At 58.0% G+C, this 13,914-nt stretch carries 15 protein-coding genes; 10 read left to right on the top strand and 5 right to left on the bottom strand.

The window, feature by feature from the left end; translation table 11 throughout:
• Nucleotide 1: 1 nt before the first annotated feature.
• The 3 genes from HKD32_RS13140 to HKD32_RS13130 all read right to left on the bottom strand — a co-directional run bounded on the left by HKD32_RS13140 (nt 2) and on the right by HKD32_RS13130 (nt 2,675).
• On the bottom strand, nt 2-631 hold the full coding sequence (locus HKD32_RS13140) for a DotI/IcmL/TraM family protein (protein WP_194258202.1): 630 nt from the start codon (nt 629-631) through the stop codon (nt 2-4).
• A gap of 127 nt (nt 632-758) precedes the next feature.
• Nucleotides 759-1,805: a hypothetical protein gene (locus HKD32_RS13135; RefSeq protein ID WP_228119034.1), complete on the bottom strand. Its 1,047-nt coding sequence runs from the start codon at nt 1,803-1,805 to the stop codon at nt 759-761.
• A gap of 99 nt (nt 1,806-1,904) precedes the next feature.
• On the bottom strand, nt 1,905-2,675 hold the full coding sequence (locus HKD32_RS13130) for a helix-turn-helix domain-containing protein (RefSeq protein ID WP_194258201.1): 771 nt from the start codon (nt 2,673-2,675) through the stop codon (nt 1,905-1,907).
• Between the two features lie 163 nt (nt 2,676-2,838).
• Here HKD32_RS13130 and HKD32_RS15280 point away from each other — a divergent pair, with 163 nt between their 5' ends.
• From HKD32_RS15280 to HKD32_RS13085, 9 genes are read left to right on the top strand one after another with little or no spacing between them, the layout of a single operon-like run.
• A complete protein-coding gene (locus HKD32_RS15280; protein ID WP_228119033.1) occupies nt 2,839-3,255 on the top strand; it encodes a hypothetical protein in 417 nt (138 codons plus the stop codon).
• A gap of 54 nt (nt 3,256-3,309) precedes the next feature.
• Complete coding sequence (locus tag HKD32_RS13120) at nt 3,310-3,696, top strand: hypothetical protein (protein ID WP_194258200.1); 387 nt, start codon at nt 3,310-3,312, stop codon at nt 3,694-3,696.
• Nucleotides 3,693-4,235 (top strand): hypothetical protein, encoded by a 543-nt coding sequence (locus HKD32_RS13115; protein ID WP_194258199.1) that lies wholly within the window; start codon nt 3,693-3,695, stop codon nt 4,233-4,235. The genes HKD32_RS13120 and HKD32_RS13115 overlap by 4 nt, the downstream gene beginning before the upstream one ends.
• Nucleotides 4,235-5,428, top strand: coding sequence for a hypothetical protein (locus HKD32_RS13110; protein WP_194258198.1), 1,194 nt, complete (start codon nt 4,235-4,237; stop codon nt 5,426-5,428). Before HKD32_RS13115 ends, HKD32_RS13110 begins: the two co-directional genes overlap by 1 nt.
• Nucleotide 5,429: 1 nt before the next feature.
• The gene (locus HKD32_RS13105) at nt 5,430-6,968 is read left to right on the top strand and encodes a hypothetical protein (RefSeq protein ID WP_194258197.1); all 1,539 of its coding nucleotides are present in this window, start codon (nt 5,430-5,432) and stop codon (nt 6,966-6,968) included.
• A gap of 3 nt (nt 6,969-6,971) precedes the next feature.
• On the top strand, nt 6,972-9,314 hold the full coding sequence (locus HKD32_RS13100; RefSeq protein ID WP_228119032.1) for a DotA/TraY family protein: 2,343 nt from the start codon (nt 6,972-6,974) through the stop codon (nt 9,312-9,314).
• An 11-nt stretch (nt 9,315-9,325) separates the two neighbouring features.
• Complete coding sequence (locus HKD32_RS13095) at nt 9,326-9,748, top strand: hypothetical protein (protein WP_194258196.1); 423 nt, start codon at nt 9,326-9,328, stop codon at nt 9,746-9,748.
• 48 nt (nt 9,749-9,796) lie between these two features.
• Nucleotides 9,797-10,810 carry a thiol:disulfide interchange protein gene (locus HKD32_RS13090; protein WP_194258195.1) on the top strand — a complete coding sequence of 338 codons (1,014 nt, stop codon included), beginning with the start codon at nt 9,797-9,799 and terminating at the stop codon, nt 10,808-10,810.
• Between the two features lie 26 nt (nt 10,811-10,836).
• Nucleotides 10,837-11,334, top strand: coding sequence for a hypothetical protein (locus tag HKD32_RS13085; RefSeq protein WP_228119031.1), 498 nt, complete (start codon nt 10,837-10,839; stop codon nt 11,332-11,334).
• Nucleotides 11,335-11,367: 33 nt separating this feature from the next.
• Here the strand turns inward: HKD32_RS13085 and HKD32_RS13080 are convergent, their stop codons facing one another.
• Together HKD32_RS13080 and HKD32_RS13075 are read right to left on the bottom strand one after the other, a co-directional pair.
• Complete coding sequence (locus HKD32_RS13080; RefSeq protein WP_194258193.1) at nt 11,368-11,667, bottom strand: hypothetical protein; 300 nt, start codon at nt 11,665-11,667, stop codon at nt 11,368-11,370.
• Nucleotides 11,668-11,735: 68 nt separating this feature from the next.
• The gene (locus tag HKD32_RS13075; RefSeq protein WP_194258192.1) at nt 11,736-12,059 is read right to left on the bottom strand and encodes a hypothetical protein; all 324 of its coding nucleotides are present in this window, start codon (nt 12,057-12,059) and stop codon (nt 11,736-11,738) included.
• A gap of 572 nt (nt 12,060-12,631) precedes the next feature.
• Here HKD32_RS13075 and repC point away from each other — a divergent pair.
• The gene (repC, locus tag HKD32_RS13070) at nt 12,632-13,876 is read left to right on the top strand and encodes a plasmid replication protein RepC (RefSeq protein ID WP_194258191.1); all 1,245 of its coding nucleotides are present in this window, start codon (nt 12,632-12,634) and stop codon (nt 13,874-13,876) included.
• Nucleotides 13,877-13,914 lie beyond the last annotated feature (38 nt).

The raw sequence follows: 13,914 nt of genomic DNA, 5'->3' as shown, positions 1-13,914 counted from the left end.
CTCACTGCGGGCTGGCCACAAGCTGGGTGATGGCAATGCCGTCAGGGTGATCAGCGTCATCGACACGCTCGACATGCACGGTTGCAATCAGGGTCTGGGAGCTTTCCACATTGACGTTCTCGCAGGTCTGAACGAACGGGAACTGCACGACGTAATGGTGATGACCGTTGACCATGTTTTGCTGGCGAATGGTGGCGGCACGCGTCGGCTGCGCGTAGCAGAGCAGCTTGGCCTCTTTCATTTTCGCCAGATTGCCGTCCTGGACGAAGGACTGCGCGAACGTATTCCAGCCATTGATGGTGAAATGCGATCCGGCTGCGTTAAGCTGCGACGGATAATCCCGGTAATTGATGTTGTAGGGCTTGAGCGACCACTTGATGACCCACGACAGGAAATCTTCCTGACTGAGGATCGGGCTATTTAGCGCGATAGCCGGGCGAGGGGCGTTGATCCCATCCACGAAGAAATACTTCGGGAGTGGATGATACGACCAGGCGCGGGCCAGAAGAACGGCCAGAACGACCACGACAGCCGCGAGGGCGATGGACGTCTGCAAGGAACGCTCAACGATCTTTCCCTGAAAATCAGGATCGGTCAGGCGTCGGCTCAGGGATCCCGAGGAGCGGCTCATGGCGCGATGTCTCCGTGGAACGACAGCGGGGCTGCGGATGGCATTTCAAACCTCATGATGACTGTGTCATCGTCACCGTGACCCGTTGATCTGCGACTGAAGCTGATAAAATGGAGAAATTTGCGGATTAATCGCCCGAGCGCATGACGGCGGTCTGCTGGTGCAAGCGGCTGATACGGCGGCCGTTACGGCGGGTGGTCCAGAAATAGAACCCGGCCTTACCGAGGCATTCGCGGCGCACGTAATCCATCTTCTTCAGATAGACCTCATACAGGTCCGGATCGAACGTGTTGCGCATGTCTTTCTTGGAGCGGCGCGGCAGATGGAGCCATCCGGACTGACTGACGATGGTGCGATCGGTCAGGAGAAAGTCCTCGGCCACTGCGTCAGGAGACTGGTGGGCAAAATGCCGCATGGCCAGCTCGTGCTGCATTTCCACGGACCAGCGCGTGGTGCAGGCATTCCGGCTGAAGCCGATGACCAGCCCGGTTGGTGAGTTCCGGACCTGCCATCTGCGGCCCCGACGCTCTTCTGGCGTCAGGCGTGACGCCTGTTCCCAGGTCAGGACGACGGATGGGTCGGCCGGAATGGCGCAAGAGTCAGCACCTGGGCGGAGGCTGACGAGCTTTCGTTGCAGGCTGCGGACACTGCGGCCCATCTGTTTGGCAATGCGCTGGAGCCCGATGCGACGCTCACGGTGAGCCAGAAGAGTGGCAACGTCGGCGTCCGTCCAGACCACCTCGGCATAGCGTTCCCGCGCGGGCAAGCCGAGGGCAGCGCGCTTTTTGCGAACCGCCATGACTGTGCGGTCGAGGCGCTTTGCTATGGCGGAAAGGTCTTCGCCCTTGGCCCATGCGCGGCTGAGGCGGCTGATGTCGAGAAGAGACCATGCCCGAGGCCCATTTCTGAGCGGGGTGCGCTTGAGAGGAAGTCCTTCCTCTCGCGCAATGGCCTCGATTTCCAGGCGGCTTATGAAAAGCGCGGCCGCGATGTGTGCGACGTTCACCCCATGAACGACCATCTTTTTCAAAAGGGATCGTACCTGCCCGGCTGGGCCGAACGGCGAGAGGCCAGACGAAGGAGAGGTGTCTCGGTTCTTACTCGGAAGCTGCATCCCCGAAGCCAGATAGGCCTGGGTGGACAGGGCAAATGACGGATGGAGAGCTACAGACATCGCTAGACGCACCGTTATCGTTATGAACGATACGCTTATCTAGCGATGAGACCTGTAATGCAAGAAAAAACCGCAGCAAACGATAACCTTATCGTCTCGTCAGTTTATAACATCTTTCGTGACGCGCTGCAGAACGTCCAGCTTATCGAACAATATCCTTGCCTGTTCGGATGTGGATAGGATTCCGCTGTAAAGGCCCCGAACACGAAAGAGAGCAAAAGTGGCGTCTACCTTCGGAAAGCCTGCGAATAGCAACGCTGTCGGTACACGTAGAGCCGCCGCAATCTTTAAGAGGGTATCGAGATTGGGGTTTCGCATTCCTATCTCAATAAGATGGATTGCTGGCGCATGAAGTCCGCTGGCAGCAGCCAAGTCAGCACCGCTCAGTCCTCTGGCCAGGCGAATGTCGCGTATTCGTTCGCCAAGCTCTACGAGAACTGGCTGTCTCTTGTCGGGCGGGACTTTTTTGCCCTCATTAAGAGTTTGGTCTGTCTTTATCCTCTCCACTTCTGAAAGGATTTCAAGCAATGAAGCTCTGTTCTTTTCGAATATCTTACTGAGCGAAAGGCAGACCTGTAGCTCCTCATCTGAGGCTTGGCCTTCCAACGGTAATATTTCATGTCTGTCGGGAGGTAATACGTTTTCAGGAACTTCTTCAAGACCTTGAATTAGTTTCCATAGAGAGTTGTAGGCGGGCGCCTTACCTTTCTCCATGTTCTGAACTGTATTTACTGACAGCCCACTCATAAAGCAGACTCGTACCACATTCAGTTCCCGTTTCTCCCGAACTTCGCGTACTCTATCGCCTAACTCAGTCAGATATCCTTCAACAGAAGCATCATTTGCCTGCGTCTCTGTTTTCTTGTTCATGGCTAGTTCTCTCTCTCGGCAGGCTTACGCACCGGACTTCGGGTCCGGATACTGCAAAATACCTACGAGAGCGCCCCTGACAACTGAGTTCGAATTTAACATCTCTCCTCAGTCGCATGTCGATCTGCGATTTAGAATATTAAGTTATTTCAGGAGAAACCGAGTGTTTGTAATGTTGCCTCCCGCCCATGTGCAGCCAGCTCCAGCAATGCCCAAAGCAATACTGACGGAAGCGGCCTTCGAGATCAGCCATGCGCCCCCGCCCCTTCCTTCACCAGCCCCTTCGGGACCAGTCTCTCTGGCACCTCCCGCAGAGCCATCCGTGCAGGCCGAGCCGCCGAAGGTGGTTCATCACTTCCGCATGACGTCCGGCTATGGCCATCAGGTGCCGTTGTCGTTCGCTGTGAGGCAGATCGTTCCATCAGGTGTCCGTGTCACTTACGGTGCGGGCGTTGATCCAGGCGAGGCCGTGGACTGGCAGGGCGGTCGGGAATGGAACAAGGTTCTGGCCACCACGGTCGGCCCGCTTGGCGAGCGTATCGAGGTCGGGCGCGCACACGTCACTATTTTGAAGAAATAAGCGTTAGTCGCAGATCGAGCTGCTTTTCTGCTGGGACTTACCCAGGAGAGAGGCATGTCACCAGACGATCCAACACCGCACAGGGACACCCCGCAGAGTTCTCTGGCCCCTAACCTTGCTCTTGCACGGCACAATCTGCTTGAGCATTTCCGTGTCCGGAATGGACACACTTCCGGCACGGACGGGGCGATCATCGCCTCTCTGGCCGACCTTCTTGTGTCTTTACCGAACGAGGAGCGACGGACCTTTGTTGCCGAAGTGGTCTCGACCGTCAGCGGCGGAGAGGATCTTGTAGCATCTGCGGTCGCCAGCCGTGCTGAACTGGTCGCATGGACGGACAACCAGAAGCGGGCAGAGCTGTCCGCGCGCGTCTTCTCTGACGATCGTCTCGCGCTTCTGCGCGACCTTCTCGATCCAGAAGCAGAAAGGGTGGCCGCATGAAACGGACATCCTTTCTTTTCGTAGCCGCTGTTTTGTCGGTCCCTTTGAGCGCATCTGCCGCATCACAGGGCAGTCAGGCCTGCGCAACCCTCACGCAGGCGGCAGCGGACGCCGTAAACGGGCGCATCAAGGCTAACAATGCTTATGAGAAGCAACCCGAAAGTGTCAGTGGCCTCTCCTGCCTGGACAAGTTTTTCAATGGGACGGGCCTCAATCTCCTAACGAACATTGCGAACCCGGCAGCGCTGATCAATGACGTTGTCGGGCAGGTCGAAGGAGAAATCTGCTCGGCCGCCCAGACCGAATGGGACAATACCGTCGGGGCCGCGCAACAATGTGGCCTGAGCCTGAACGGTGTGAATGTCGGTCTCGGCCTGTCAGGCGGAAACGGCCTCATGTGCCCCTCCCTGAATTTTGGTGGCAGCGGCCCGCAGCTTGCGGCCGGGAGCCTCGGGAACGGCGATTCAAACGGGTATGTCCGGGGGGAGCCACGTCTGCCGACCGGCTACACCAGCACCTCTCTGGATGGGGTATTCTGATGAAGATCCGCCTCAATCCGACAATCGCAACGATGCTCCTCTGCACGACCGTTCTTGTTGTGATGCCGAAGCCTGCGAACGCGTTCATCGGTGAAGCCGCCGTGGTTGCGGCCATCAGCGGGCTGCAAAAATTTACCGGCAACGCTTTGTCTTCCATGACCAAGACACTGACGTCCCAGATTACGAGCTCAATGGAGAGCCTGAGCAACCCGAACTCCGTTAGCTCGATGCTGAACAAGGGTTTCACTCAGCTCAGTAACTACGAAAAGGCGGGTGTCGCCGCCGAGCAGCGTATTGCGGATGCGTCCAATACAGCGATGGCGGAGTTTGCTCGCCGCCAGCAGGATACGACGATCCGCGACGAGCATATGATGAACCCGGAGTTCTGCACGGGGATTGACGGGGCGCAGGCCACCCAGGGCGCGTCTCAGTCGGCCAGAACGGCAACCCGCGCGATTGCGACGATTACGGACAGTCGCGGAGAGGCCGACGCCGGCACGCCGTCTTACTATGGCAAGGGCCAGGGCGTGGCATCGAGTATGGCGTTGCACGGGCGGCGGTATTGCTCGCAAGAGGACGTCACAGCCGGTCTGTGCTCGGCTCTTTCCCGTCTGCCCAATGCGGACCAACGGGCCATTTCCCTGTTCGGACAGGATACCCTGTCGGCTGACGGCGGTGTGGACGCCGCAAACGACTACAGCACCACACTCATACAGCCTGTAGCCCCTGCCGCACTGCGCGGCGAGCAGCTTACGTCCACGTCCGGACGTGAGGCCGCGTTGCGTCGTCGCGCCTACAACGCCCGCATGTCGCTCTCGCGCTACGTGATGAATTTCATCACCTCGCTGGAGATCCCGTCGATCAACCTGACCGATGTGCAGAAAACCGAGATGCAGGCTGAGGGCATGACCGTCGCGGATCAGGCCTCGTGGCTGACGTCGATGAGCCTTGAGGTCAACCGCCGTGTCTCAGGCGTGACCTGGAACAAGAACCTTCAGCAGATGCCGCCCGCAACGGTCATGCGTGAGCTGGCGATCGAGCAGGCTCAGGCCAACTACCTCGCCTTGCAGACTTACCGTCTCGGCCTTTTCCAGTCTTCGCTCGCAGCAACGCAGGTGGCGCAGCACGAGGAGGAAAGCGAGGCCAAGAGACTTGCCCCCATCCCATCACCAAACGTCAATCCCGGAGGCTGACATGGCCCAGAATGATACGCAGATCCCTGCCCTTGCCGACGTCTTCCAAAGCCTGGAGCGCGTGCGACCGCAACTTGAGAAGGATGCGCCCCAACTGGCTGGGCAGATTACCTTGCTTGCCCAGAAGCATCAGGATCCGGACCTTGCATCCAATGATCGGTTTCGGACCAACGTGGCCTATGTGCTTCAGGACGCCGAGCGTCTGGTTGGGCCTGTCCTGCCGCAGGAAAATGGGCTGCGCGAAGAGATGACACAGCGCGCCATGAGCGTGCCCGGCCTGACGTCCGAGACCCTCAAGGGCTTTATGGGGCAGACCCCCGATCTGATGGATCAGCGACTGGTGGACACGGTGCGCTCTGTGTCGGAGCGCGTCGCATCCATGGGGGCTGATCAGCAGGGTAATCCTGAGATTGACGAGGTTCTTCAATCCCTGTCGGAGCAGGTTGCCACTGCCGCACGGTTCTCGACACACGACCCTGACGCGCAGGCCGTTACACAGGACGAACAGGCGGACGTCAGGCCTGTGGAACCGGCTTCCGAGTTTGATGGCAGCCCTGAGCCACCACCTTTCGATGATATTCCGGACGCCCCTGAGCCAGAGGATGGTGAGGATCCACGCGTGCAAGAGGGTGAAACCCCAACTCACCCCTCGGAAGAAAAGGCTGATCCACGGATGCACGCCTCTCCTGGCGGAGGCGATCCGGGTGCAGATCACCCACAGGCCCAACGTCCCGGGCGGCCGCCCGGGACTGAGGGGAAAGAGAAAGCAGCTCCTGAAACGCCAGACAACGGAAAGGCTGGCTCGAAGGCGAAGGCCAGACCTGGGCCGGAGAAGGAAGAAGCAAAAACTCCGGAAGACGAAGCGAAGGAGCAGGTTGTCTATCAGGTGCGCGGCCCGGGTCTGTTTACCCGTCTCGCACAGGCCATTCGTCCTGAGGCCGTGCAGCAGACCGTCACGCCCGGGTCTAACTGGATGGCCAAGGCCCAGACGATGAATGCAGCCCATGGCCAGCAGGCCGATGCCAATCATCTGGATCAGACCGAGGCCCTGGGCCTGAAGGCCCAGAGTGCTCTGGAGGCCGTGCAGAATACACCGGCATCGTCAGTCATGCGGGAAATCGCGGAGGCCGCAAAATCCGAGCCAAACGGCATGGATGGTGTGCTGAGCGAAATGCGGCCGGGAGGTCGGCATGAAGGCCTGCAATCGCGATTTCAAGCCGAACGGAGCACCAACCAGGCGTTCTCAGCGCAACTGAAGGAAGCGGGTGAAGCCGTCGCGGCCTATGGTGCTCATCGTGAGAAAGCCGCCGATATTGGGGTGCAGCGTGGGACAGAGGCTCAGGTCGAGCAGCGCTTCAACGGCCTGGACAGCAAGATTGGCGAACTTGCCAAGGGGGTGCCGGGAAAGGAAGCCGGGACCAGCATGGTCGAAGATCTCTCAGAGAAGGCGCGTGAACTGGTGAAAAAGGCGGTTGAGGCCGTGGCCGCTGTCTTCCGGCCGTCTCCGTCCGCATCCGCCAGCGTAAGCCCGGGAATGTAACTGATGACCTTCTTCAAACGGTTCAGAAGAACAGGCGGGGCGCTCTGCGCCCTGCCCATCTTACTCGCAACAGGGATGGCTCACGCACAGTCGGTCACAGGCAATTCGACGTCGGGAAACTCCACCTATGGCGTGACGTGGAACATGCTTGACCCCGGTGACGACTGGGCCGCGACCATGATCAAGTCGGTCTTTCCGGTCTTCGGATCGTCCTCGACGTCCACCGGCACAGAGGCCACGGTCATCGGGACTATGCTCGGCGATCTGTCCGGCTTCGTCATGGCGCTTGCCATGGCCTTTGTCTCTTACGTCATGATGATGAACATGCACCGCTCGGCCGAGACGTCGAAGGTGCTTGGATCCAATCAGACGTCCATGAGTATCGTGCGTATGGCTTTCGGCGCCATCATGATGCTTCCGGTTGCAGGCGGTTTCAGTGCCGGTCAGGCCGCGTTCGTTCAGGGCTCGCTCTGGGGTGTCGGCATGGCGAAGACGATCTATTCCTCCGCCGTGCAGGCGATTGGTCCGGACGGAAAAACCATCGCCCAGCCCATGGTTCCGGGAACGAAAACCATTGTGGCGGGTTTGATCGGCAACGAAATGTGCCGGGATCTGGTCAATCTTGCCTCGTCCAATTCCAGCCTTGTACCGGCACCATCGGGTCAACGCGTCTGGGCTGTTCCTGGGGCGGATGTGGGCGTCATCACATACCCTTACCAGATGACGACTGGGGACGGTCAGCCAGTTTGTGGCTCTGTGACCATTCAGGCTCCTCGGAGCGCGACCAAGGTTCTGGGAATTACTGTGGATACGGCTGCCATGCAGCAGCAGATCCTTGATAGCGTTCTCGTCGGGGAGATCCGGCCACAGGTCCAGCAGGTTGCAACGCAGTTCTGGCAGACCAAGAAGTCCTCCAGCCTCGCACCGCTCGTGCCTCTTATGACGCAGGCGACCAATGACTACACCAGCAAGCTGACCGCCAAGGCTGCCAGTATCCGCCAGCAGGTTCAGGCCGCCGTGATGCAGCGGAGCACAAGCTTTCAGGCGTGGGACAGTGGTACGAACGGCAGTGCTGCCAGTACCAAGAACCGGCTTGATAGCCTCGGCTGGACGGGAGCAGGGGCCTATTATCTTGAGTTCGCTCGTCTCAATGGCGAGACCATGTCTTTGATGGCATCGACCCCGAGTGTCAGCGCACCCACCTATGTGGGCCTGGGCGAAGACCTGCATGGAGATATTGCGCCACTGATGCAGTCCACGGGCGCGCTTTTGGCCAACATCTCCAACATGGTCGCGACGCAGGATGGCATGAATGCGCCAGGGGGCAGCAGCGACCTATATACTGGTGTCACACCAACCGGCGACGGCGCAGGCATCCTGTCGCGGGTCGCGCGGTCTTTGCATCTGAGTGACTACACGCTTCAGACGGTCATGGCCTTCATCGAGCCCTCTGGCGCTGAAGGTTACTGGACGGATCCGTTCGGAAACCTCATGGGCCTCGGGAACTGGATGATCACCACAGCCCTTCTGGTCATGGCGTCCGCCGCACTTCTTAGTTCAGACGCAGGATCGGCAGTCACAGCGGCTGGCGCAGCTCTAACCGGCAATTTCGCGGGGGCTGCTGGCATTGGTGTGGGGCATGTCGTCGTGCAGTTCCTCAGCACGCCAATCCTCACAGGCGCAATGGCGCTTCTGCTTCCGGGCCTTACACTCGCGTTCGTGCTGCCGATGATCCCCTGGGTGATGTGGATGGCGGGCGTTGCTGGCTGGCTCATTCTGGTGTGCGAAGGCGTGATCGCTGTTCCGCTCTGGATGCTGGCCCACATGACAATGTCCGGCGAAGGTCTGCATGGGCACGCGAAAGCAGGATATGCGCTGATCTTCAACGTCCTTTTCCGACCGACCCTGATGCTGTTCGGGCTTTTCCTCGGCTACTTCGTATTTGACGCCATGTCCTGGCTGATCCACCAGACATTCGGTGTGGCAGCAGGGTTCGTTCTGTCACATGGCTGGATCGTGACCAATCTTATTGGTGTCGTCGTCATGCTCGGCATGTACGTCACGGTCCATATCACGCTTGCTCTCATGTGCTTCAGGCTGATTGCGATCCTGCCAGAGCGTGTTCCTGCCATGATCGGCTTCCATGAAGGGAACCGTGTCGATCTGGATCAGTTTTCTAGGGACGCGGCCGTCGTTGGTATGGCGGGCACTTTACAAGGTATCCAAAGATCACTTGCGCCGCAAAAAGGTTCCAACGATGGACAACGACCCTCGGCACAGTTAGTGAATGGGGTACGTAATTCTCCCGCTGGTGGTAACGATACGACCATGCAGCGCATTACTTAAAGGTGAAGGTAATGGCTGAAAGTGAGGGCATGGGTGCGTTAGCAGGCTATATGCTTGGTCGCGCTTCGGTTCAGCAGGACCAGTTTATAGAGAACTGGTCTTCGCGGCTGCGTAGGCGTCCAGGGCCAACTTACGAGCAGCTTACCCATGAGCTTCTTGCTCAGAGAGACGCCCTAAACAGCACGTTAGCCAACCTACAGGAGAAGCTGCATCAGGCTTCCTTGAGAGAACGAGCACTTGAGACAGAGCTGTCTCAAGTGCGTTCCGACTATGCAGGGCAACTCTCTCTGACCAAGCAGTGGAAAGATTTCGGCGATAAGTCGGAGGCTAACTACGACGAGTTGAAAGCTTGGGCGGAAAAGGCCGAGGTTTCACTCAAACAGTATCGCGCCCTCTACGGCCCTCTTCCAGACGCTCCAAAAAGCAGCTCTTAGTCGCATCTCATCCCGATAGGGTCTCCTTAATTCTTCAGGAGACCCATTATGCGTTCTCGTACCTCTCTTTATCTCGCCGGATCTCTGTTCCTGGCAGCACCGGCAATGGCGCAGACCCAATGCGCTGTTCCTTCTTCGCCTGCCCAAACATCAGCACCTCAAAAAACTGCTCCGCTTGGGCCTCAGCCGACTGACGCGATCCAGCGGCTGGTGCAGGCAGGCAGCGAGATCCTGTGGGCAGAGCCACAGCACGGCCTCCAGACAGGTGTTGCTCATGGCGATAACCAGCTTCTGGTATTCTTCACGCCTGAAAATCACAGCTTCATCATTGGCGGAACACTCATTCCCGTCCCCTATGACCGCCTTCATGAGTTGATGGGCAAGCGGGCGATAGATCTTGAGGTCTGGCGCGGCACCAGAGGCATGTTTGTGCGCAATGGCGACCGTTTTCAGGTTGTCTATGCGACGCCAGACGGTCAGGCCGCGATTGCGGGCACAATATGGGATACCGCAGGCAAAAACGTCACAAGGCAGCAGATCCGCTATATCCCCGGGGCAGTCCCCACGGTTCGGATCGACGTCCCGGAAGGCGGAAAGGCCCCGGCCGGTTCGTTGTCCGAGCAGATCTATGCTGGTGTGATCGGCCAGAAGGGTGCGGCGGAAGTGATCATGTTCATTGATCCGCGCTGCACGTTCTCGATCCGGGCCATGCAGCTCCTTCAGCCCGCCGTTGACAGTGGGAAGCTACGTTTGAGGGTCGTGCCGCTTTCGCTCCTGGACTATGAGGATGGCGGCGCAAGTACGCGTTACGCCAAGGCCATGACCTCGCTGCCTACGGATGCGAGTATGGTTCAGGCCTGGACGTCTGGCGGCCTCTCGAATGTGCTGGATCACCCGTCTCCTGAAGCGCAGTCTCGACTTGATGCCAATATGGCAGCCGCTAAAGCGGTATCGCTGACGGGCACACCGACCTTTTTCTGGAAGCATCATGATGGGTCTCTGGGGCGTCTCGACGGCGTGCCTCCAGACCTGAACAAGTTCCTGATGGATGTCAGCCAGTGAGTGGGGCGAACGAAAAGAAGGGAGTCTTGGCCAAGACAGGCCGGGCAGCCCGGTTTGTTGTAGGCTCTCCATCCGTCGCAGTCGGGGCCACGAGTATTCGGGATGGCTACAGTCTGCTTCGGACACTGTGGGGCATTGTCCGGAGAAAGCCTGAAGCGGAAGACGGGTTTCGCGTTGATGATTCGGGTCGCATTGACATTGTTGCGACGGCTGACGTGTATGACGTCAGTCCGGCCGCGGTAGAGATCTATCTCCAGAACCAGCAGGCCAGGACGTATCAGCGCGCCTGGGCCGCAGCTCTCATCGGGGCTTGCCTTCTCGCTGCGTGGATCATTGTCGGCCTCAGCGGGTCGTGGCGGAACCAGACGCTTGTAACTGCGATCGAGATGATGCCGTTCTGGTTCGCTCTGGGGCTCTATATTCTGCAGAATGGGTGGATGAACTGGCAGTTTCGTCAGCGGAGGAAGGCCGGGATGCTGGCCTATATCAGAGAGGCCGATACCCTCTTCCCTAAACGGTCCTGAAGCAGGAAGCGGCTCCATAGGGCCGCTTTTCTTTTAGAAAGTTCCGGGTGGGTGCGTGGAGTTGTTGTTGGGGCCACCGACGGCCCAGGCCGCGTGCTCGTAGTCTTCACGGCCTCCAGAATTGCGAGGATCTTCCACCTTTACGATATGGCCTTGCCGATCATAGACAGGGGGCGCCCAGACCGCTCGGGCTGATCCATAGGCCGCGCCCGGCTCATAGCGAGCATGTTTGAGTGGAGGCGGCTTGGGGCCATGGCCATGATCGGCGGAAACGTTGCCTGAGCAGGCGGTCAGAATAAGAAGTCCGAAGACTGGCAAAAGACGCGTCATCATATGTGAATCTCCTGAGTGGAGATCAGAGAATTGCGCAAGCTTCTGCGACTTAACGGGAAACTTCTATCTCAGTCTGGCAGAGAGCCCGGTTCTTCTTCGAAGCAAAGACCCGCTTCGAGAATAGCAAGACAATTCAGATACTCTCGTTTCAGGTTTTCGCTCTCAGGGTTCTCGAACGAAAGTGTCGCAACTTGGGTTGAGAGACGACGAGCAGCCTCAAAGCATTGAAAAATTTTTTGAATATCTGTAGCCGTAATGGCGAAGGAACAAGAAAGCTGGTGTGACTGTTCTTTAATCAGCATTAAGCTACTGTGGAAGTCTTTCAGTATCTCTCGTGAAGTATAATCACGCAAATTCACAGCACTATTGACTGAAGGAACTGTCGAACCCATCTGGCACCTTTACAACTACAAAACTCTTCGAGAGATATAGGCAAAACCGTTATAGCATCGTCAAGTTTAACTTTGCCTTTATCATTTCTCTTGTTCGCTCGTAGCACGGGCGGCCGCAAAGAAAAAAGGTTTCCTTAACGAATTGTGAAAAAAAATTACGGAAGGCCGCTTTTGTTCTCATCGCTCCCTTGCGGGCGTGGAACAGACTCATGTTACAGATGAAAGTCGCAGATCCTTGTGGCGATATCTCAGCGGCCGGGAGACTCTGAAAAGGGCCTTTCTTTCTCGCTACAGGAGAAGCATAAAGGCAAATCGCCTATTTGGGCTTGAAGAAGGAATTGTTTGAGTGAGTTAGCCAGAGCCCAGATACGTTTAAGGCCCCGCTTTCACGAGGCCCTAAGAACGTAGTCCCATCGGTCGCCAAACCGATTGAACTGGATTGAAATTTCTCTGCTGAATTTTCAATCCTACATTTCAGCTTCGAATGCAAGAGTTTCTTGCAAACGGGAGGGGCTTGTTTGAAGGGTTGGAGAGCAGGGCTTCGGAAATCCCGAAATCCTGAGAAGTTTTCCATGACCTATTCTCTTTCGCATGACCCCCATCAGGCTGGGGTGAGACGCATCACTCCGGCCATGATTCTGGCTGAAATGCAGTGTGAGGCCCTGCCCCGCAGCGGTGCCACCAAGGCCCAGATCCTCAGCGCGTTGCATACGGAGCCCCGGGCGCTTGGCCTTCAGCCGCGCCAGTCCGATCTGCTGGGCTTTCTGATCAGCCGCACCAAGCCGGTGGATTGGGAAGATAACAATCTTACCATCTGCTCTGTGCGCAATCGCGACATCTGCGAGCGGTTTGGGATCGAGAGATCCACGGTCAAGCGCTGGCTTCGCGGCCTCAGCGAATTGGGCTGGATTATCATGCGCGATAGTCCGAATCAGCAGCGCTGGTTAAGGCGCGACGGCCGCAATGGTGCGATCCTGGAGGGATATGGGTTCGATCTGTCGCCGCTGTCTCGGCGCTACGACGAAATGCTCCAACGCGTTGAGGCCTTCAGAGAGCGGGAACGCGAAGGGAAGCGTCTGCATAAGAGAGCCATGGTCTTAGGTCGCCGCATTACGGCCCTTTGTGCCACGGCCCTGGAAACGACGGCTGACAGGCCGACGGTCATGAGTATCCAGCAGAACGGGCATCAGCTCCTGGCGCTGCGTGGCAATGACCACGACCTGGACATCCTGTCGCCGCTGGTTGAGCAGATGGAGGCTTTGGTCGAGCGTCTGGAGGCCATGATTGCAGGGGCAGACCCTGTGGAAATGGACCCCATGGGGCGCACTGATGGACCCCATAATACTGATACAAACCCAAATACTATAACTAAAGTTACTGTAAGCGGAGCCGGCTGCGCCGGCGTTGGCATAGAGGAAGAAGTAGTTGGGTCTGACAGTGCCGCCCGTTTCAAGGCCTCACCGCTTCGGGGCTTTAAGGCCGGACCGAACTTCCTTCTTCAGCTCGTCCCGGATCTGCGCGATCTCTGCTCCAGCAGTCGCCCACATGAGGCCGAGCTGATCGAGGCCGTCGAGATGCTGACAGGTTCTCTGGGAATTTCCTCTCATGCCTGGCGTCAGGCGTGCAGCGTCATGGGCCGATACGAGGCCGCCGTCGCCGTCTGTGTGATTTCTGCGAAGTCCCGAAAAGGGAAAGTGCGGTCCGCTGGTGGCCTGCTTCGGGCCATGATCGAACGCCACCTGGACGGAACGCTTGCTCTGGACCGGACCCTCTATGGGCTGGCCTCGGATCTTTCGACCGACCGAACCTACCATTGATGCATCAGTCGCAGATTGAGCCTGCAGAATGGGCGAGT

This window comes from Gluconobacter japonicus, from assembly GCF_015244665.1.
GTDB classification, from domain to species: domain Bacteria; phylum Pseudomonadota; class Alphaproteobacteria; order Acetobacterales; family Acetobacteraceae; genus Gluconobacter; species Gluconobacter japonicus.
The sequence above is the reverse complement of the archived record's forward strand: the minus strand, read 5'-3'. Positions and strand labels throughout refer to the sequence as shown.